The organism is Rudaea sp., assembly GCF_047601565.1.
In the GTDB taxonomy this organism is placed as follows: Bacteria; Pseudomonadota; Gammaproteobacteria; order Xanthomonadales; family Rhodanobacteraceae; genus Rudaea.
Map to the genome: position 1 here is coordinate 1 of NZ_JASGIY010000001.1, position 20,016 is coordinate 20,016.

Here is a 20,016-nt window from a genome sequence, read left to right on the forward strand (position 1 = left end):
GAACCGCAGCGACGGTTGCCGATATCGGGTTAGCTTACCATGCGGCCGGCGTCGCTCCGGGAATGAATGGCGCGTTCAGTCGCCGGCGAAGCGGTGGCCCGCGTCGGCTATGGCCAACGACGAAGGCGCGGAAGAACGGAATTTGCGAACGGTTCTACCACCCGTCCCGTCGACACTGCGCCGATCCGGAAAATTGCCCACCGACCCGCCCCGTCTTTACAAACGCATGGCGCTTGGCGTAGGGTGAATGCACGCGCGAGTTCGGGATGGAATTCGATGCGTGATTGGGGCACGCCGTGTCGCCCCGCTGACATTCCCAATAATTCGTCTGCAATACGCAGGGCCTGGCGAGGGATTCGGTCATGGCGATGAATGGTCGGTATCGGCACGGCGAGGTTCTTCCTCCCCCTCGTGGCGCTGCGCAGCGCCCGCTCTCCTTCATTGTCTTCCGCCGTCGTCTCGACGGCTCGGGGTTTCGTCGCTGTAAAACGCGGTAAGCCATGCGCCGTGGCCGCCATTCGTTCACGGCGGCCCGGTGTTCGACAGCAGTTCGAAAGGAAAAGGGAGGCGAGGATGAAAGGCTGGATCCGGGGTTGGGCATTTCTTGTCGGCTTGACGCTGCACATCGCCGCGCTGGCGCAGTCGACGCAATTCGCACCGGTGACGCCGGTGCGCTTGCTGGATACCCGTGCGGGCGGGACGACGGTCGACGGACAATTCGTCGGCGGGGGCCCGGTCGCCAACCAGAGCCTGGACCTCCTCGTCGTCGGGCGCGGCAACGTTCCCGCCACCGGCGTTGGTGCGGTGGCATTGAACATTACCGTGACCGGTCCGACGGCCGCGGGCTATGTCACCGTCTGGCCGACGGGCGTCGCGCGGCCGACCGCATCGAATCTCAATTTCGCCTCGGGACAGACGATCAGCAATCAGGTGATCGCCAAGATCGGTACGAACGGCATGGTCTCCCTCTATGCCTCCACCGGCACTGGGAACGCCCAGGTCATCGTGGACGTGGCCGGTTATTTTCCCTCGGCCTCCAATCTGACGGGGTTGACGCCCGCGCGCCTGCTCGATACGCGCTCGGGCGGCCCGACGGTCGACGGGCAGTTCAGCGGGGGTGGGGCGATGGGTTCGAGCAGTACGCTGAACCTCACCGTGTTCGGGCGAGGCGGCGTGCCGGCGAGCGGGGTCAGCGCGGTCGTCCTCAATGTCACCGTCGCTGCGCCCACGCTCGCGGGATACCTCACCGCGTGGCCGTCGGGATCGAGCCAACCGATTGCCTCGAACCTCAATTTCCTTGCGGGCCAGACGCTGGCCAACCTGGTGATTGTCGCTCCGGGACCGGACGGCAAAGTCTCCCTGTTCAATGGGCCGGGGTCCACGCACGTGATCGCGGACGTCGTCGGGTACTTCACCTCGACGGTCACGCTCGCGCCGCTGGTTCCGGCACGCCTGATGGATACGCGGTCGGGCCACAGCACCATCGACGGCCAGTTCGCGGGCCAGGGCGCGTTCGGCACCGGCGTCACCCGCAACCTCACCGTATGGGGTCGCGGCGGTGTGCCGGCCAGCGGCGTGGGTGCCGTCGCGCTGAACCTCACCGTGGTCACGCCGTCGGCGGCGGGTTATCTCACTGCCTGGGGTACGGGCACGACCTCCGGAAACGCGCCGCCCGGCGCGTCGAACCTCAATTTCCCGGCGGGGAGCGTTCTTTCCGTTCTCGTCATCGCTCAAGTCGGCACGAACGGGCAGGTATCGATCCGCAACGGCAGCGTCGGCAACACCGATGTGATCGCCGATGTGGCGGGGTGGTTTCCCGGAGCGGACTATGGGCCGCCCTCCCCGCCGACCAGCGTCACGGTGGCGGCCAGCGGCAACACCCTGATCGCCAGTTGGACGCTGAATACCGGCGGACCGCCGGCGACCTACCTGAAAATCCAGCGGGCGACCAGCTCGTCCGGTCCGTGGACCCTGGTCAACGGCAACTACACGCCGGCCACCTCGGGACAAGCGTCCGAACTGGTATACGCCGCCGGCACTTACTACTACGAAGTGGCCGCGTGCAATGCGGCCGGATGCAGTGCCTACAAAGTCAGCACCACGGGTGCGGCGGTTTCGGTGATTCCCGGAACGCCGACCTCCGACACGCCCGTGGTCGCCGCGACGCCGGCGACCGATGCTGTCTCCGACGCTGTCGGCGCGACCGCCGCCCAGTTCCGCGTGGACGAGGGCGGCAACGCCACCTATTCGATTCCGATCCAGGTGCCGCCCGGCACCGCCGGCGTCGTGCCCAAGCTGGCGCTGAGCTACAACAGCCGCCTGCCCGACGGCGTGATGGGGCCGGGCTGGACGATCGAAGGCTCTTCGCAGATTTCGCGCTGCCGGCAGACGCGCGAGAGCGGCGATTTTGCCGCGACTTCGACGCCTGACGGCAACCCGCCGCCGGTCAATTTCACGACGACCGATCGCTTCTGTCTGGACGGTGTGCGCTTGTTGCTGCTCTCGGGAAATTCCGGTGCCTACGGCGCGGACGGCACGACCTATTCGCCGGAAACCGATCCCACCACCCAAGTGACCGCGCACGTGTCCGCGAGCTACGTGGGACCGAACTCGTTCACCGTGCAGCGCAAGGACGGCACGACCAGCACGTACGGCTATCTGGCTTCCTCGCCCAACGCGCTGGCCACCGCCTCGCTGAACAGCCAGACCGTGGCGGTCAACTGGAATCTGGCGCGCGTCCAGGATTCCAAAGGCAACTACATCGACTACCTCTACAACACCCGCCCTGCGAGCACCGGAACACCGTCGTACACCTTTGCATCGACCGCGGTGGAAACGACATTGGCGCAGGTGAACTACACCGGTCACGCGACCAGCCCCGTTTCGACGCCGTATGCCAGCATTTCGTTCGCCTATACCACCTTGCCGCAGGCTCAATTGCGTTTGGGGTATCAGTCGGCCGTGGTGTTCGCGCAAACCCAGCAATTGACGAGCGTCACCGTGAGCGACAGCGCGAATGGCACGTTGCGCTATTACGGCCTGACCTACAGCACGGCGAATTCACCCTCCGGCTCACCGTTCCGGTCGCTGCAAAAAGTGCAGGAGTGCCGGAACAGCAGCCAGACCGTATGTTTCCCTGCGACGACGTTCACCTGGTCGCAAACGACGAGTACGCTGGGCAATAACACCGCGCAGAGCGGACCGTTCGGATCCAGTCCCATCGTGGGCTTCAAGATCGCCGATGTGGATGGCGATGGCCGGCAGGATATCGTCTGGGCAGTCAATAGCAGTGCCTGCAGCTCGGGCAGCAGCCTGTATGTCGGCTTTGCGGATGTGAGCGGCACTCAACTGACTTTTGTCACGTACAACCAGCAACCGTTGTGCGCTCCGCTCAATCTGCAGGACAACGGTGAATCCTGGAACCTGATCGACTACAACGGCGATGGTCGTGCGGATTTGATGGTGGGTGGGGCGACACCCACCTCAGGCAACGGCAATCCCTGGAGCATCTACCCCAGTTTGGGTAGACCCGCGGCAGGAGGCAAGGTCTTTGACAATGCCAATAACTTGCTGGCGGGTTTGGCGACGCCGATTACCGGCCCCAACTGTTACCTGGACGTTTGCAACCCCGCAGCGGGCGTTTTGGCCGATTTGAATGGCGATGGTCTGCCCGATTTTATCTATCCGGATCCCACCGGCAGTGTCGATGCCCTGGCGCGCATCCTTGTCCGGCAGAGCAATGGCACGCTGGTATTCTCGGCTCCTTACACGGTGAATCTGGGCAGCTCGTTCGATTCGGCTTGCTATGGGTCCGACGATTGTCGCTATGCACTTTTCACCAATACCGGCGCGAACTCGAAGGCAGCCCTGACCACCGATCTGAACGGGGACGGCCGCGCGGACCTCACCGTCGTCGTCACCGGCGTGTACCGAAACTCCCTGGTTGCTCCCGTGGAGCCTACGGGCAAGCGACAGCTCCACTACGACAGCGGCCTGTACAAGGGCAATCTCTCTGCGGATTTGGCTGCCGCGGGAACGACGCGCAAGACCTATTGGTATCAACTCACGATGTCGCAGCTGACTCCGACGTCCGGGGTGACGGCCAACGGGGGAACCCTCGCGTTCACCGAGTACTGGAACGGGGCGAGTACCAATGTCGGCGGTACGTTGCCGATCCTGACGCAGAACGTCTATCTGGTCGACCTCAATGGCGACGGATTGGCGGACATCATGTATCAGAGTTCGACCGCCCCGACCTCATTCTATGTCCTGATCAACAAAGGTACCGGCACGCCGGCAACCGCCTATCAGGCCGCGGTATCCGTCACCTTGGCCAACTCGGTGACGATACCGGCGCTGACTCAAACGCTGGTGCAGTTTGCCGACGTGAACAACGACGGCAAGAACGCGATCGTTTATCCCGTCGGCTCGGCGACTTCCTCATCGACCAGTTTTACCGGCTTCAAGTACGTCGAACTGGTGCCCAACAGCGATGGAACGTGGGGATTCTCCACTCCGGCATCCTGGACTGCCTCCGGTTTCAGTACGTTGAATGGCACCACCTACCAGCCCTTGGTGGGAGATATGGACGGCGACGGCATACCGGACCTGGTGGCGATGGATGCGAACGCCACCTCCGGCAATCGTCTCTACGCTTCCCGAACGAATACGCGCTACCAGGCGCGCGATGTGATTACCGGGTTCACCAACGGTCTCGGCGCCGCCACCCAGGTGGCCTATCAGCCGCTGACGAACATCGGCGTCTACCAGCGCCGCCCGGACACGTATCCGATCCTGCGCACCGGCACGGACTTCGGCTGGCTTTCGCCCGTGTTCGACGTGCTCGCGCCGATGTACGTGGTCAGCCAGGCCTCGAGCAGTGCGCCGACCCAGGCCAACGCGGCCGCGCAGAGCACGGTGTATTACCGCTATTCCGGCGCCATGATGCAGGCCGGGGGCCGCGGCTTCCTCGGCTTCTACGAAACCTGGGCCTTCGACGGCAACGACCTCGCCGCCACGGGCAACCAGTACGTCGTCACGCTGAACCGCTACGCGCAGCACTACCCGTTCATCGGCATGCCGATCGCGACGCTCAAGGAAGTCCACGGCGGCACGGCGATCACGCGCGGCAGCGCCCTGATGGACGCCTGCGCCGCCAACCCGGAAGCCTCCGGCTACAACTGTTTCTCCGGCATCGTCGGCAGCAGCGCCGCGCCGACGTTCCAGACGCCGTGGCCGGACATCGTCTCGACGACGTCGTCCCTCGCCGGCATCCAGATCGGCTTCAGCGGCCAGCAGCCGGCGTGCGCGGGCGCGGGATGCGCCGCCTACGGTGCCGACCAGTGCACGCTGGGCGGAGGCGCGCAGGCGCGAACCAGCGGTCTGGATTCGAATCTGTTTACGCCGCCGGCCAATGCCGGGCCATTGTTCGTTTTGGCGTACCACACCACCGACACGCAATACGACCTGGGCAGCGGCACGCGGTCGAGTCCGGTGCAGGTGGCCACGACCGACAATTATTTCTGCTACGACACCGGCACCTACGCGGCGCCGAGTCGAGGCAACCTGCAGGCCAGCCGCACGGTCAACAGCGACAGCAGCGGCACGACCGTCGCCGAAAAAGTCACCACCAACACCTACGCCGACAACGTCAGTTCCTGGTATCTGGGCCGCCTCGCCAGCAGCCAGGTGCAGTTCGCCCGGCCTGGCCAGACCACGCGCACGCGCACGACGAACTTCGCCTACGAGGCGGCCTCGGGCCTGCTCGTCTCCGAGCGCATCCAGTCCGGCGCGAGCGTCAACCAGGACCTGCGCACGCTCTACGATCGGGATGCCTACGGCAACCGCACGGCGGCGTACCAATGCAGCAGCAACGTGACCGACACGCAATGCCGCGCCGGCGCGACGAACGGCAGCGTCGCACAACGGCAAAGCGGCACCACCGTGCTGCGCTACGCCCGCACGAGCTACGACAGCCTCGGCCGCTACGTCACCGCCAGCCGCCTGCCCTTCGCCACGGCGGCCGGCGGCTGGAACGAGCAGCAGGCCACGCAGGTCACGGCGCGCGACGAGTTCGGCAACGCCACCGGCCAGAGTGCGATCAACGGCACCACCCAGGCGGCGCGGTTCGGTGTGCTGGGCCGGCCGTACTTCAGCAAGGACAATATCGGCCACGCGAGCACGACGACGTTCCGCCTGTGCGGCAGCGGCGCCAATTGCGGCACCGACACCCGCTTCAAATTCCGCGCGCAGACGATCACTGCGGGCAGTGCGAGCAGCTGGACGTACTTCGACGTGCTCGGCCGCCCGGTGATGACCGTCGCGCAGGCGTTCGACAGCAATCCGACCACCCAGCAGTTCACGGCCACGTGCGCGTTCACCGACGCGCACAACCGGCCGACGTACCAGTCCGAGCCGTTCTTCCTCAACGCCACCGTATCGGGCGACGGCAGCCCCACGATCAGCGGCGCGGCCTGCGGCGGCGCGAGCTACGCGACGACCACGGCCTACGACGTGCTCGGCCGCGCGCTCACCGTGACGACGCCGGACGGCACCACGACGAACCACTACGTCGGCCTGAGCACGTTCGTCACCAACGCCCGGGGCTACAGCTGGGAGACGATCGTCAACCCGATGGGCGAGGCGGTGCAGACGCTCGATCCGGGCACGGTCAACGGCGATACGGCCACCAACCTGACGGTGACGCAGAGCTACGATGCGATGGGCGACGTGCTCGCGATCACGCGCAACGCGGGCAACGGCACCGTCACGAGCAGCTTCACCTGGGACGACCTGGGCCGCAAGCTGACCCAGACGGATGCGGACAGCGGCACGACGACGTTCACCTACAACGCGGCGGGCGACGTGCTCACCCAAACCGACGCGAAGGGCCAGACGATCGCGCGGAGCTACGACGCGCTGGGAAGGAAGTGGCAGCGCGTGGCGACCGGCACGGGGGCCGATTGGAGCGGCACGATCACCGATTCCTGGAGCTACGACACCCAAAGCCACGGCTACGGCCAGCTCGCCACGGAAACCCACGTCGGCACGGGCGACCAGAACCTCACCCGCACGTTCACCTACGACGGCTACGGCCGCCTGTACCAGCGCCAGCACGTGCTGTCGGGTTCGGGCACGTACACGGAGACGACGGCGCTGGACGGCTACGGCCGGCCGAAGCAGCAGCAGGACGCGACCGGCCAGATCACGACCACGCACTACACCACGAAAGGCTTCGCCGACCGGCAGAACGACACGCGTCTGACCACGGCCGCGCAAAGCCAGACGATCGATGCGGGAATCGGCGGACGGCTGTACGAACTCCTGCAGACCAACGAACGCGGCCAGCCCGTCAGCGAAAAGCGCGGCGGCAGCACCCACCTGCAAACGAGCCTGGGCTATTACGCCAAGGACGGCCGCCTGAAATCCGTGTGCACGAACGGCACGGGCACCTGTGCCCTGCAGGACGACCAGTACGCCTACGATGCGGTGGGCAACGTCACCGCGCGGTTGAAGAACGCCAGTTCCGGCAAGAGCCCGGTGGAACAACTCACCTACGACGGCCTCAATCGCCTCAAACAAGCGCAACTCGGCGCGTGGAGCGGCGCGATCGACAGCGGCAGCGTGATCAACGTGATCGGCACGCAGGCGATGACCTACGACGCCCTGGGCAACCTGTGCACGCAGGTCATGACCGGCACGGGGGTGGACAACACCACGCAGACCTACACCTATCCGGGCCCGGCGGGGTGCGCCAACCACGGCACAAGCGGCAGCGCCGCCCGGGTCACCCAGATCACGGGCACCGTCAACCAGACCTACCAGTACGACACCGACGGCAACCAGACCACGCGAAGCGACGGAAGAACGCTGACGTACAACGCGCTGAACCAGGCGGTGAAGGCCGTGCTGGGCGGGGACACGACGACGTTCCAGTACGGCCCGGAGGGCGAGCGGTATCTGCGCAGCGACAATGGAATCCTGACGCTGTACATCGGCAAGGTCGAAATCACCATCGCCAACGGCACGACGAGCGAACAGAAACGCTATCTGGGCGTGGCGATCGACCTGGTGATGGCGAACGACACGCGCTACGTGCTGACCGATCACCTGGGCAGCACGAACGTGATCGCGCATGCGGACGGCACGAAGTTCGAACAGCAGGCGTTCGATGCGTGGGGCAATCGCAGAGACCCCCAAACATGGACGCAGACGGGCATCGACTGGCCGATCCAGACGACGACGCACGGGTTCACCGGGCAGGAAGGCGTGGAGGCGATGGGGATCGTCCACTTCAACGGGCGCATCTACGATCCGCAGTTGGGGAGGATGCTCCAGGCCGATCCGGTCAGAAACCCCGGAAGCCAAGGGCTGAATCGCTACGCCTACGTTGCCAATAATCCGCTGACGCTGACTGATCCCAGTGGATACTCGTTCTGGGATTGGGTAAAAGTGGCCGCGGCGGTTGCAATTACTGTGTGGACCGGCGGGGCTGCTGCAGGGTTGTTGGCGAGTGGCAGTTTCTGGGGCGGCCTAGCAGTTGCTGCAGCTGGTGGCTTTGCCGCTGGGGTAATCACTACTGGCACTTTGCAAGGGGGGCTGATAGGAGCATTCACCGCTGCAGCAATGTTTGGAGTAGGGAGTTATTTCCAGCAAGCAAGCTGGGCACACGACACCGGGGTCTCCTGCTCACAGGACCTGACGACGGTTGGTTCTACAGCGAAGGTTATCGCGCATGGAATTGTCGGGGGAGTGACTTCTGTCTTGCAGGGTGGAAAATTCGGCAATGGATTCGCGTCAGCAGGCGTTACGGAATCTTTCAGCGGAGCAATTGCCGGTATTGATGCAGGGAACTTAGGGGTGAGCGCAGAGCGCACGCTTGCAGCGGCGATGGTTGGCGGCACGACATCAGTGATCACTGGAGGCAAGTTCGCAAATGGAGCGTTGACCGCTGCGATGGGGCAAGCCTTCAACGACGACGCTCACAGCCAGGCAAGCACGTGGACGAAGTTCAAGAGACTGGTTGCGGAGTTGCTCGACCCGTCGAGCGACAATCACGAGTATTACTACAAGACTTGGGCTTGCAACGACCTTATTCAGGCGAACTGTACCGGCCAGAATTTGTTCAACAACGGGCTGCTCTATGCGAATGCACCAACGAGCGCAAGCATGCTGTTGTTTGGGTATTCGCCTCGTGATCTACCCGTGTCAAATCTCGAAGCTAACTATGCCTGGCCTGTTGGATGGGTGACGACGTACGTCCACCCAGATAGCTGGTCAATAGAGAATGTAACCACTCGGGATCATGTGCTGGACCCGGGAAGTGTCACGAGACAGATTATCCAAGATGGGCACGATTTTTATATTGAGACTACAGGTTTTGGCGCTGGGGTAGCAGCGAATATGAATTCCTTCTTGGCCCCAGCAGTCTGGCAGGGAGTGGACTATGCTCTGATTCGACGTGCTGGCGTCAATAGGACGTCGCCATGAAACAGCTTGCCACAAAATTATTGTTATCAGCCCTTTGCGTCACAGCCATGCAATCATGTACTCCTTCCAAACCGGATGAGATAGCGCTGTATGTTGAACTGAACTCATCAGATACCCCTCTTGTGCCGATTGTGGAAAGGCTTCAAACGATTGGTTACCGTCTTGGTGGTCGAGCTAAGATTGGGCCCCCGACTTCCCCGGGATGGACCCAAAATCTTTACTCCGATGATCTCTTTTTGGGTCTTACGTATATTGGAGTGAGCCATTCCGTCGATTTTGGAGTTATCAAACGAACTTCGGGGGACAGCACCGACTTGAAGGTAAAAGAGGTGTTCGAGATTTTTTGCGCAGCAGTTGCCGGCAACGTCAAGCAAGGCGGTGAAGCAAAGTTCAGAGGGGATGCGAAATACTTGAGCGCTGGATGTTCGACGATTCTTCAGGCAACAAGATAAAAGGGTTGGTAGTCGGCACCGCTGGAAGCCGCACCGCACAAGGCGTTGCGCGACTACATCGAGTTGAAGGCGACTACACGCACGCGCGCAACGCGTGTGCGGACGCGGACCGTCGAACTACAACGGCGCAACGGCGCGGTTGGTAGTGATTGCGATGAACGGCGGCCGAACCGGCCTGCGAAAACTGGAAAACGGTGTCAGAGGCACTTTCTGTCCGACGCGCTGGGAAGGAAGTGGCAGCGCGTGGCGACCGGCACGGGGACCGACTGGAGCGGCACGATCACCGATTCCTGGAGCTACGACACCCAGAGCCACGGCTATGGCCAGCTGGCGAGCGAAACCCACGTCGGCACGGATCTGCCGCAATCGATCGGCTGTGAAAGCGAAAACGGTGTCAGAGGCACTTTCTGTTGCCTACGAGGCGGCCTCGGGCCTGCTCGTCTCCGAGCGCATCCAGTCCGGCGCGAGCGTCAACCAGGACCTGCGCACGCTCTACGATCGGGATGCCTACGGCAGACGGATGCGGACAGCGGCACGACGACGTTCACCTACAACGCGGCGGGCGACGTGCTCACCCACAAAGCGGGGAAAACGGTGTCAGAGGCACTTTCTGTTGCCTACGAGGCGGCCTCGGGCCTGCTCGTCTCCGAGCGCATCCAGTCCGGCGCGAGCGTCAACCAGGACCTGCGCACGCTCTACGATCGGGATGCCTACGGCAACCGCACGGCGGCGTACCAATGCAGCAGCAACGTGACCGACACGCAATGCCGCGCCGGCGCGACGAACGGCAGCGTCGCACAACGGCAAAGCGGCACCACCGTGCTGCGCTACGCCCGCACGAGCTACGACAGCCTCGGCCGCTACGTCACCGCCAGCCGCCTGCCCTTCGCCACGGCGGCCGGCGGCTGGAACGAGCAGCAGGCCACGCAGGTCACGGCGCGCGACGAGTTCGGCAACGCCACCGGTCAGAGTGCGATCAACGGCACCACCCAGACGGCACGGTTCGGGGTGCTGGGCCGGCCGTACTTCAGCAAGGACAATATCGGCCACGCGAGCACGACGACGTTCCGCCTGTGCGGCAGCGGCGCCAATTGCGGCACCGACCCCCGCTTCAAATTCCGCGCGCAGACGATCACTGCGGGCAGTGCGAGCAGCTGGACGTACTTCGACGTGCTCGGCCGCCCGGTGATGACCGTCGCGCAGGCGTTCGACAGCAATCCGACCACCCAGCAGTTCACGGCCACGTGCGCGTTCACCGACGCGCACAACCGGCCGACGTACCAGTCCGAGCCGTTCTTCCTCAACGCCACCGTATCGGGCGACGGCAGCCCCACGATCAGCGGCGCGGCCTGCGGCGGCGCGAGCTACGCGACGACCACGGCCTACGACGTGCTCGGCCGCGCGCTCACCGTGACGACGCCGGACGGCACCACGACGAACCAGTATGTCGGCCTGAGCACGTTCGTCACCAACGCCCGGGGCTACAGCTGGGAGACGATCGTCAACCCGATGGGCGAGGCGGTGCAGACGCTCGATCCGGGCACGGTCAACGGCGATACGGCCACCAACCTGACGGTGACGCAGAGCTACGATGCGATGGGCGACGTGCTCGCGATCACGCGCAACGCGGGCAACGGCACCGTCACGAGCAGCTTCACCTGGGACGACCTGGGCCGCAAGCTGACCCAGACGGATGCGGACAGCGGCACGACGACGTTCACCTACAACGCGGCGGGCGACGTGCTCACCCAAACCGACGCGAAGGGCCAGACGATCGCGCGGAGCTACGACGCGCTGGGAAGGAAGTGGCAGCGCGTGGCGACCGGCACGGGGGCCGATTGGAGCGGCACGATCACCGATTCCTGGAGCTACGACACCCAAAGCCACGGCTACGGCCAGCTCGCCACGGAAACCCACGTCGGCACGGGCGACCAGAACCTCACCCGCACGTTCACCTACGACGGCTACGGCCGCCTGTACCAGCGCCAGCACGTGCTGTCGGGTTCGGGCACGTACACGGAGACGACGGCGCTGGACGGCTACGGCCGGCCGAAGCAGCAGCAGGACGCGACCGGCCAGATCACGACCACGCACTACACCACGAAAGGCTTTGCCGACCGGCAGAACGACACGCGTCTGACCACGGCCGCGCAAAGCCAGACGATCGATGCGGGCTTGGGCGGGCGGCTGTACGAGCTCCTGCAGACCAACGAACGCGGCCAGCCCGTCAGCGAAAAGCGCGGCGGCAGCACCCACCTGCAAACGAGCCTGGGCTATTACGCCAAGGACGGCCGCCTGAAATCCGTGTGCACGAACGGCACGGGCACCTGTGCCCTGCAGGACGACCAGTACGCCTACGATGTCGTGGGCAACGTCACCGCGCGGTTGAAGAACGCCAGTTCCGGCAAGAGCCCGGTGGAACAACTCACCTACGACGGCCTCAATCGCCTCAAACAAGCGCAACTCGGCGCGTGGAGCGGCGCGATCGACAGCGGCAGCGTGATCAACGTGATCGGCACGCAGGCGATGACCTACGACGCCCTGGGCAACCTGTGCACGCAGGTCATGACCGGCACGGGGGTGGACAACACCACGCAGACCTACACCTATCCGGGCCCGGCGGGGTGCGCCAACCACGGCACAAGCGGCAGCGCCGCCCGGGTCACCCAGATCACGGGCACCGTCAACCAGACCTACCAGTACGACACCGACGGCAACCAGACCACGCGAAGCGACGGAAGAACGCTGACGTACAACGCGCTGAACCAGGCGGTGAAGGCCGTGCTGGGCGGGGACACGACGACGTTCCAGTACGGCCCGGAGGGCGAGCGGTATCTGCGCAGCGACAATGGAATCCTGACGCTGTACATCGGCAAGGTCGAAATCACCATCGCCAACGGCACGACGAGCGAACAGAAACGCTATCTGGGCGTGGCGATCGACCTGGTGATGGCGAACGACACGCGCTACGTGCTGACCGATCACCTGGGCAGCACGAACGTGATCGCGCATGCGGACGGCACGAAGTTCGAACAGCAGGCGTTCGATGCGTGGGGCAATCGCAGAGACCCCCAAACATGGACGCAGACGGGCATCGACTGGCCGATCCAGACGACGACGCACGGGTTCACCGGGCAGGAAGGCGTGGAGGCGATGGGGATTATCCACTTTGGCGGAAGAATCTATGATCCGCAACTTGGAAGGATGCTCCAAGCAGACCCAGTTCAGAACCCCGGAAGCCAGGGGCTGAACCGATACAGCTACGTCGCGAACAATCCGCTGACCCTGACCGATCCGACGGGGTACTCGTTCTGGAACTCGTTCCTTGGAGACATCGTTCATGTCGTGATCGATGTCGTGCTCTACGCCAGCGGGAATGGTGAGTTCGCGCCGTGGGTCGATGCGGCATGGGCGGCGGCGGCAACCAATGGGAATATCGGCGCGACGATAGCGGCGTTTGTTTCTTCGTATGCGGCGGGACAAATCGCGCAAAATATTCAGGGTCCCAGCGGTGGATTCTCAAGCGATCCACGAGCGTTCTTGATCGCGGCGACGGAAAGAGCACTGGCTCAAGGCATTACCCAGGGAACGCTGGCGGCGTTGCAGGGTCAGAGCTTCGGTAGTGCGTTCCGAAGTGCGGCGATATCGAGCTTCGTGTCGTCGTTTGGGCCGAGTGGCAGATCGGCGACGGACGGAGTCATGCGGGCGATGATTGGCGGGACGGCGTCGGTACTTTCGGGTGGGAAGTTCGCAAATGGGGCAGCGACGGCCTTGGCGGCATGGGCAGCGGAGAGTGCGACGGAGAAGTATCAAGCCGCACAGGCCCAAAAGGCTGAAGACACGCGGATGGATGCCATGATTGATAAGTACATGGCGGAGCATCCGTTTGATCTGAAGTACGCCGTAGCATTTGAGTTGCCATCGGCACCGCAATGGCTGGTTGATTTCTCTGCGGGCTTGGGTGACAGTTTCAGCCTCGGAGGCACGCGATATATTCGGTCGTGGATGGGCACTGCCGATGAAGTGAGCACTGATTCGACAGCGTATCAAGTGGGCATGTACACGCCAATGGCGATTGGTGGCGCCCGTATGGCGTACGCGGTTGGAGCGGCAGGCGTTTCCTACGCCGGCGCGGCTGTCGGCGACATGGAAGGCGCGTACTTGGCGTCCACCGGACGCAATTGGTTGAGAATTGCTTTTCGGGGATTCTTGGGCGGATATGACAGTTACCCATTCGAGGAAGTCGCCGCTGACTACGGGTACAACTGGGCCGAGATCACAGCCGCGGCAGGCCGATCTAATTGGCAATACAACGCTATGGGTGCTTGGTCAGGAGGCGGTGCAGCGGCCAACAAAGTTCAGCTTTGCGTACAGGGTCAGCCAGGTTGTTGAGAGGGTATGTAAATGAACATGCGCAAGTTGTTCGGTGCAATTTTTTTTCTTGGTCTCGGTTTTGTCCTGCTAGTTGCTTTGATCATTTTGGTTTTCCACCTGTCCGCAACGCTTGGGTGGATTGCGTTTGCGATCTTCGGTATAGCCATCGTGATCAATGGCTTACTGATCCATAGCGAGGACAAACTACCCGGTAGTTTTTACAATCCCAAGCGGAAAGAGCAAGAGCCAAAAGCGCATTGAAGAACCACTCCGGAGAGTCTGTAATTCTCAACTGTGGGGGTGCGCCAACAAGGCCTGCACCTCGGACGGCGGGGCCTATCCGGGATTTTGTGGGCGGGGCATACCATAGAGGGTAGAGGAAATGGGTATGCCAACCAAGAAGAAGACGGCGGCAGCACAGGCAGCAGCGAGAGGGCCGCTGCCGGAGGTTCCCGCTGAGTTGCTTGACCAGTTGGTCAAAGGGCCGATGACGCCCAGCGAGGTGCAGGATTCTGTTCCTGTCGTTCCAGAAGGCCGTGATTGAGCGGGCGATGGGCGCGGAGCTGAACCATCACCTGAGCAAAGGGTCAAGTCTTGTTTTGCAACATCGCCAAACCGGTAACTCATTCCATTTATCCACTTGTATACATTATTGCGGAATGGTTATGCTGACCGCGCCACTGACCTCCGGTGTTCGTCGCACGCGGATGCAGGCGCACTTCTTCCGCAAGCGCGCGATGCTGCGCTACGCCAGAACGACCTACGACAATAATGTCGGCCGCTACGTGACCGCCAGCCGCCTGCCCTTCGCCACGGCGGCAGGCGCCTGGAACGAGCAGCAGGCCACGCAGGTCACGGCGCGCGACGAGTTCGGCAACGCCACCGGCCAGAGTGCGATCAACGGCACCACGCAGACGGCACGGTTCGGGGTGCTGGGCCGGCCGTACTTCACCAAGGACAACATCGGCCACGCAAGCACGACGACGTTCCGGTTGTGCGGCACCGGCACGAACCAGGTGAGCTGCGGCACCGACACCCGCCTCAAATTCCGCGCGCAGACGATAACTGCGGGCAGTGCGAGCAGTTGGACATACTTCGACGTGCTTGGCCGCCCGGTGATGACCGTCGCGCAGGCGTTCGACAGCAACCCGACCACCCAGCAGTTCACGGCCACGTGCGCGTTCACCGACGCGCACAACCGTGCGACATACCAGTCCGAGCCGTTCTTCCTCAACGCCACCGTATCGGGCGACGGCAGCCCCACGATCAGCGGCGCGGCCTGCGGCGGCGCGAGCTACGCGACGACCACGGCCTACGACGTGCTCGGCCGCGCGCTCACGGTGACGACGCCGGACGGCACCACGACGAACCACTACGTCGGCCTGAGCACGTTCGTCACCAACGCCCGGGGCTACAGCTGGGAGACGATCGTCAACCCGATGGGCGAGGCGGTGCAGACGCTCGATCCGGGCACGGTCAACGGCGATACGGCCACCAACCTGACGGTGACGCAGAGCTACGATGCGATGGGCGACGTGCTCACGATCACGCGCAACGCGGGCAATGGCACCGTCACGAGCAGCTTCACCTGGGACGACCTGGGCCGCAAGCTGACCCAGACGGATGCGGACAGCGGCACGACGACGTTCACCTACAACGCGGCGGGCGACGTCGCCACCCAGACCGACGCCAAGGGCCAGACGATCACGCTGGGCTACGACGCACTGGGAAGGAAGTGGCAGCGTGTGGCGACCGGCACGGGGGCCGATTGGAGCGGCACGATCACCGACGCCTGGAGCTACGACACCCAAAGCCACGGCTACGGTCAGCTCGCCACGGAAACCCACGTCGGCACGGGCGACCAGAACCTGACGCGCACGTTCACCTACGACAGCTACGGACGCCTGTACCAGCGCCAGCACGTCTTGTCCGGCTCGGGCACCTATACCGAAACCACCGCCCTCGACGGCTACGGCCGCCCGAAGCAGCAGCAGGACGCGACCGGCCAGATCACGACCACGCACTACACCACGAAAGGCTTTGCCGACCGGCAGAACGACACGCGCCTGACCACGGCCGCGCAAAGCCAGACGATCGATGCGGGAATCGGCGGACGGCTGTACGAACTCCTGCAGACCAACGAGCGCGGCCAACCGGTCAGCGAGAAACGCGGCGGCAGCACGCATCTGACCACAAGCCTGGGCTATTACGCCAAAGACGGCCGCCTGAAATCCGTGTGCACGAACGGCACCGGCACCTGTGCCCTGCAGGACGACCAGTACGCCTACGATGCGGTGGGCAACGTCACCGCGCGGTTGAAGAACGCCAGTTCCGGCAAGAGCCCGGTGGAACAACTCACCTACGACGGCCTCAATCGCCTCAAACAAGCGCAACTGGGCGCCTGGAGCGGCGCGATCGACAGCGGCAACATCATCAACGTGATCGGCACCCAGGCGATGACCTACGACGCCCTGGGCAACCTGTGCACGCAGGTCATGACCGGCACGGGGGTGGACAACACCACGCAGACCTACACCTATCCGGGCCCCGCGGGCTGCGCCAACCACGGCAGCAGCGGCAGCGCCGCCCGGGTCACCCAGATCACGGGAACCGTCAACCAGACCTACCAGTACGACAGCAACGGCAACCAGACCACGCGAAGCGACGGCCGCACGCTGACGTACAACGCGCTGAACCAGGCGGTGAAGGCCCAGTTGGGCGGCGACACGACGACGTTCCAGTACGGCCCGGAGGGCGATCGGTATCTGCGCAGCGACAACGGCATCCTGACGCTGTACATCGGCAAGGTCGAGATCACGATCAGCGGGGGCACGACGAGCGAACAGAAGCGGTATCTGGGCGTGGCGATCGACCTGGTGATGGCGAACGACACGCGCTACGTGCTGACCGACCACCTGGGCAGCACGAACGTGATCGCGCACGCGGACGGCACGAAGGTCGAACAGCAAGCGTTCGATGCGTGGGGCAACCGGCGAAGCCCGGACACGTGGACGCAGACGGGCATCGACTGGCCGATCACCACGACGACGCACGGGTTCACCGGGCAGGAAGGCGTGGAGGCGATGGGGATCGTCCACTTCAACGGGCGCATCTACGATCCGCAACTCGGCAAGATGTTGCAGGCCGACCCGGTGCAGAACCCCGGAAGCCAAGGACTGAACCGATACGCCTACGTTGCCAACAATCCGCTAACGCTCACCGACCCGAGCGGATACTCATTCTGGAACTCGTTCTTCGGTACTGTTGTTCATGTCTTTATCGATGCGGTGTTGTACGCCACCGGAAATGGCGAGTTCGCTCCGTGGGTCGATGCGGTATGGGCAGCGGCGGCCACCAACGGGAATATCGGCGCGGCAGCGGCAGCATTCATCTCGTCTTACGTGACATATAACTACGTCGGCTCGTCAGGGGGATGGGATGCGTTTAAGGAAAATCCGGGACAGTTTTTAATCGCGACCACAGAGCGAAGTCTCGCGCAGGGCATGTTGCAGGGAACGCTGGCATCGTTGCAGGGCCAGAGCTTTGGCAGTGCGTTCCGGAGTGCGGCGATATCGAGTTTTGTGTCGTCGTTCGGGCCGAGCGGCACCTCGCCGACGGCGGGAGTCATGCGGGCGATGATTGGCGGGACAGCGTCGGCGCTTTCGGGTGGAAAGTTCGCCAACGGGGCGGCGACGGCGTTGGCGTCGTGGGCGGCCGAAAGTGCGTCGGAGAAGTATCAGGCGGCGCAGGCGCGCAGGGCTCAGGACGCGCGGATGGATGCCGAGATCGACAACTACATGGCGGCGCATCCGGTGGATTTGAATTACGCCGTAGCGTTCGAGTTGCCTGGAACCAAAGCAGGAGCAGAAGCGGCGCAATATTGGGCCGATATGCAGGTTTCGACGGGCAATGATCTTTATGCAGTTCCCGGAGCACTAGCTTCGCTGTGGACACCAGAAACAGCTACATCGACAGCCTTAGCCCTAGGCCCGGGGCTCGTGGCTCGGCCCGTTGGAGTCATGGCAGGCTACGCGGTTGACAGCATGTATGGAGGGATGTTTGTAAGCGATACATTTGGGCCAACGGGTTGGGTATTCGGCCGACAAGCATTAGGCGGTAGTAGCCTTTTCGATATCAATAGCAACTCAGTATTGCGAATTGGATGGGGTTGGTCGGGTAGTGCGACGAATGGGGTGAACGTATTCAGAATATCTGGCGATTGGGTCAGAAGCATTGGAATAACTAGCGGGCATATCGACCTATGGTCGACGAGCGCAGCAGCTATTCCAAAGTAGAGCGGATTAATGAACCTGCTAAATAGAATCGCCGATTGGTTTGTTGGCTCACGGCATTTTCACGTGCGCCAAAATGTTGCAGCGAACGCTGGCGATCTGGTGTGCCTGATTGATCGGTTCGTGGACGATAAATTGAAGTTTCCCTTGGAGTGGGACGACTTCATATCTTGGGAAAATGAGAATCCGGGAATCGAAGCCGTCAGGAAAAAGCTGTCGGCTCTCGAGCCGCTATTTTTTTCATCGAACAAATTGGATCGTCATCAAGCGTTGAAAAAACTCATCCAGGAACGCAACTGTTTAGCGGGCCTGTGTGGACTCCCATTGAGGCCCGAGTCGTGAGTACGCGAGAGAGGCTCGCACGGCGCGCACGGCGCGCACGGCGCGCACGGCGCAGGGTCACCATTTAGCCGCCCAAGTCAATAGGCACACAAACACTGCTCCGATCCATGATCGGCTCGATCGCGAAGCAGCCTGCTGTTGAGGAAGTTCCGCTGCCGGTGTGTTCCGATGCGGTTGGCGGACGCGGAGTCCCGCCCCAGTCACCGTTCTGGATGGGAAGCGCGAGGGTCTGCGAACATACCCTTGCGCTCCTTTGGGCATTTGCCCCCAAACACTCCTCGGTTGCCATCGGGTCCGTCCATGTGCGTGGGTGAAGCGGCAGGGAAAAGGGTCAGGTTCATTTATCTGATGGAGCACGGGGTCGCGTCTTGTATTGCAACATCGCCAAATGCTGCATTGTATAAATTGCGGCGTTGATCGAAGCCCGGCCTTGCGTCGGGCTTCGTTGTTTTAGCGACTGGCAATGCGCGAGCGCTCAGCGCCCGGCGCTGATTTCAATGAGCTCGATGTCCTTGCGCAAGAGGTCGTTGACGAGAGCGGAAAGATCGACGCCCTTGGCGTTGGCGAGTGCGGTGAGGCGCGTCTGCACCGGGTCATCGAGGTACACCGGCAATTGCAGCTTGGTGCCAGGACGATAGAACTTGCCGCGGGTGGCCTTGGCGAAGTCGATCTCCTCGGGCATGTCGTCGTCGCGATGGGTCGGGTTCATGGGATCACCTATCGGGATGCGTGGTATTGGTCGCGCTCGCGGCGCGTGGCGGTTCTGGCGGAAATCACTCTCACCTGCGCGCTGTCGGGGCCGGTGACGCGGTAAGTGTGGGAGACGGCGAGCAGCGCGCCGTCGTTGGCGAGGCCCAGGGTAAACCAGCGTTCCTCGTCTTCGCTGTGTGTCTCGTCGAACACGGTGAGGGCGTGAGGGTCGAGCAAGACGCTCGCACCGTGCGCGAACGAGACGCGGTGCTTGGCGAGATTGCGGCGAGCCTTGTTCGGGTCCCAGGTGACATCGAGTTGGGGGCCCATCTCAGCGCCCGGCTTGGGCGAACATGGAATCGATCAGGCGCATGACG

Annotated in this window: 8 protein-coding genes and 1 pseudogene; 7 read left to right on the forward strand and 2 right to left on the reverse strand. The window is 63.2% G+C overall.

Annotated elements, in window-relative coordinates; genetic code table 11:
• The first annotated feature begins 573 nt into the window (after positions 1–573).
• The 7 genes and pseudogenes from QM741_RS00005 (at position 574) to QM741_RS00035 (ending at position 18,949) form a co-directional block, all read left to right on the forward strand.
• Positions 574–9,489: an RHS repeat-associated core domain-containing protein gene (locus tag QM741_RS00005; RefSeq protein WP_415205721.1), complete on the forward strand. Its 8,916-nt coding sequence runs from the start codon at positions 574–576 to the stop codon at positions 9,487–9,489.
• Positions 9,486–9,941 carry a hypothetical protein gene (locus QM741_RS00010; RefSeq protein WP_415205722.1) on the forward strand — a complete coding sequence of 152 codons (456 nt, stop codon included), beginning with the start codon at positions 9,486–9,488 and terminating at the stop codon, positions 9,939–9,941. The genes QM741_RS00005 and QM741_RS00010 overlap by 4 nt, the downstream gene beginning before the upstream one ends.
• Before the next feature lie 594 nt (positions 9,942–10,535).
• Entirely contained in the window at positions 10,536–14,333 is a 3,798-nt protein-coding gene (locus QM741_RS00015; protein WP_415205723.1) for an RHS repeat domain-containing protein, read from the forward strand.
• 12 nt (positions 14,334–14,345) lie between these two features.
• Complete coding sequence (locus QM741_RS00020; RefSeq protein WP_415205724.1) at positions 14,346–14,576, forward strand: hypothetical protein; 231 nt, start codon at positions 14,346–14,348, stop codon at positions 14,574–14,576.
• 127 nt (positions 14,577–14,703) lie between these two features.
• Positions 14,704–14,893: pseudogene (locus tag QM741_RS00025) on the forward strand (IS256 family transposase); the annotation flags it as partial.
• Between the two features lie 87 nt (positions 14,894–14,980).
• The gene (locus QM741_RS00030; RefSeq protein ID WP_415209042.1) at positions 14,981–18,610 is read left to right on the forward strand and encodes an RHS repeat domain-containing protein; all 3,630 of its coding nucleotides are present in this window, start codon (positions 14,981–14,983) and stop codon (positions 18,608–18,610) included.
• 9 nt (positions 18,611–18,619) lie between these two features.
• Positions 18,620–18,949 carry a hypothetical protein gene (locus QM741_RS00035; protein ID WP_415205725.1) on the forward strand — a complete coding sequence of 110 codons (330 nt, stop codon included), beginning with the start codon at positions 18,620–18,622 and terminating at the stop codon, positions 18,947–18,949.
• A 475-nt stretch (positions 18,950–19,424) separates the two neighbouring features.
• Here QM741_RS00035 and QM741_RS00040 read toward each other — a convergent pair whose 3' ends face one another.
• A complete protein-coding gene (locus QM741_RS00040) occupies positions 19,425–19,658 on the reverse strand; it encodes a hypothetical protein (protein ID WP_415205726.1) in 234 nt (77 codons plus the stop codon).
• Positions 19,659–19,666: 8 nt separating this feature from the next.
• Entirely contained in the window at positions 19,667–19,969 is a 303-nt protein-coding gene (locus QM741_RS00045; RefSeq protein WP_415205727.1) for a BrnT family toxin, read from the reverse strand.
• Positions 19,970–20,016: the final 47 nt, after the last annotated feature.

Bases quoted from the DNA above. Each gene is read 5' to 3' on its own strand.
- QM741_RS00005 (WP_415205721.1), top strand. From the start codon at position 574: ATGAAAGGCTGGATCCGGGGTTGGGCATTTCTTGTCGGCTTGACGCTG.
- QM741_RS00010 (WP_415205722.1), top strand. From the start codon at position 9,486: ATGAAACAGCTTGCCACAAAATTATTGTTATCAGCCCTTTGCGTCACA.
- QM741_RS00020 (WP_415205724.1), top strand. From the start codon at position 14,346: ATGAACATGCGCAAGTTGTTCGGTGCAATTTTTTTTCTTGGTCTCGGT.
- QM741_RS00030 (WP_415209042.1), top strand. From the start codon at position 14,981: ATGCTGACCGCGCCACTGACCTCCGGTGTTCGTCGCACGCGGATGCAG.
- QM741_RS00035 (WP_415205725.1), top strand. From the start codon at position 18,620: ATGAACCTGCTAAATAGAATCGCCGATTGGTTTGTTGGCTCACGGCAT.
- QM741_RS00040 (WP_415205726.1), bottom strand. From the start codon at position 19,658: ATGAACCCGACCCATCGCGACGACGACATGCCCGAGGAGATCGACTTC.
- QM741_RS00045 (WP_415205727.1), bottom strand. From the start codon at position 19,969: ATGGGCCCCCAACTCGATGTCACCTGGGACCCGAACAAGGCTCGCCGC.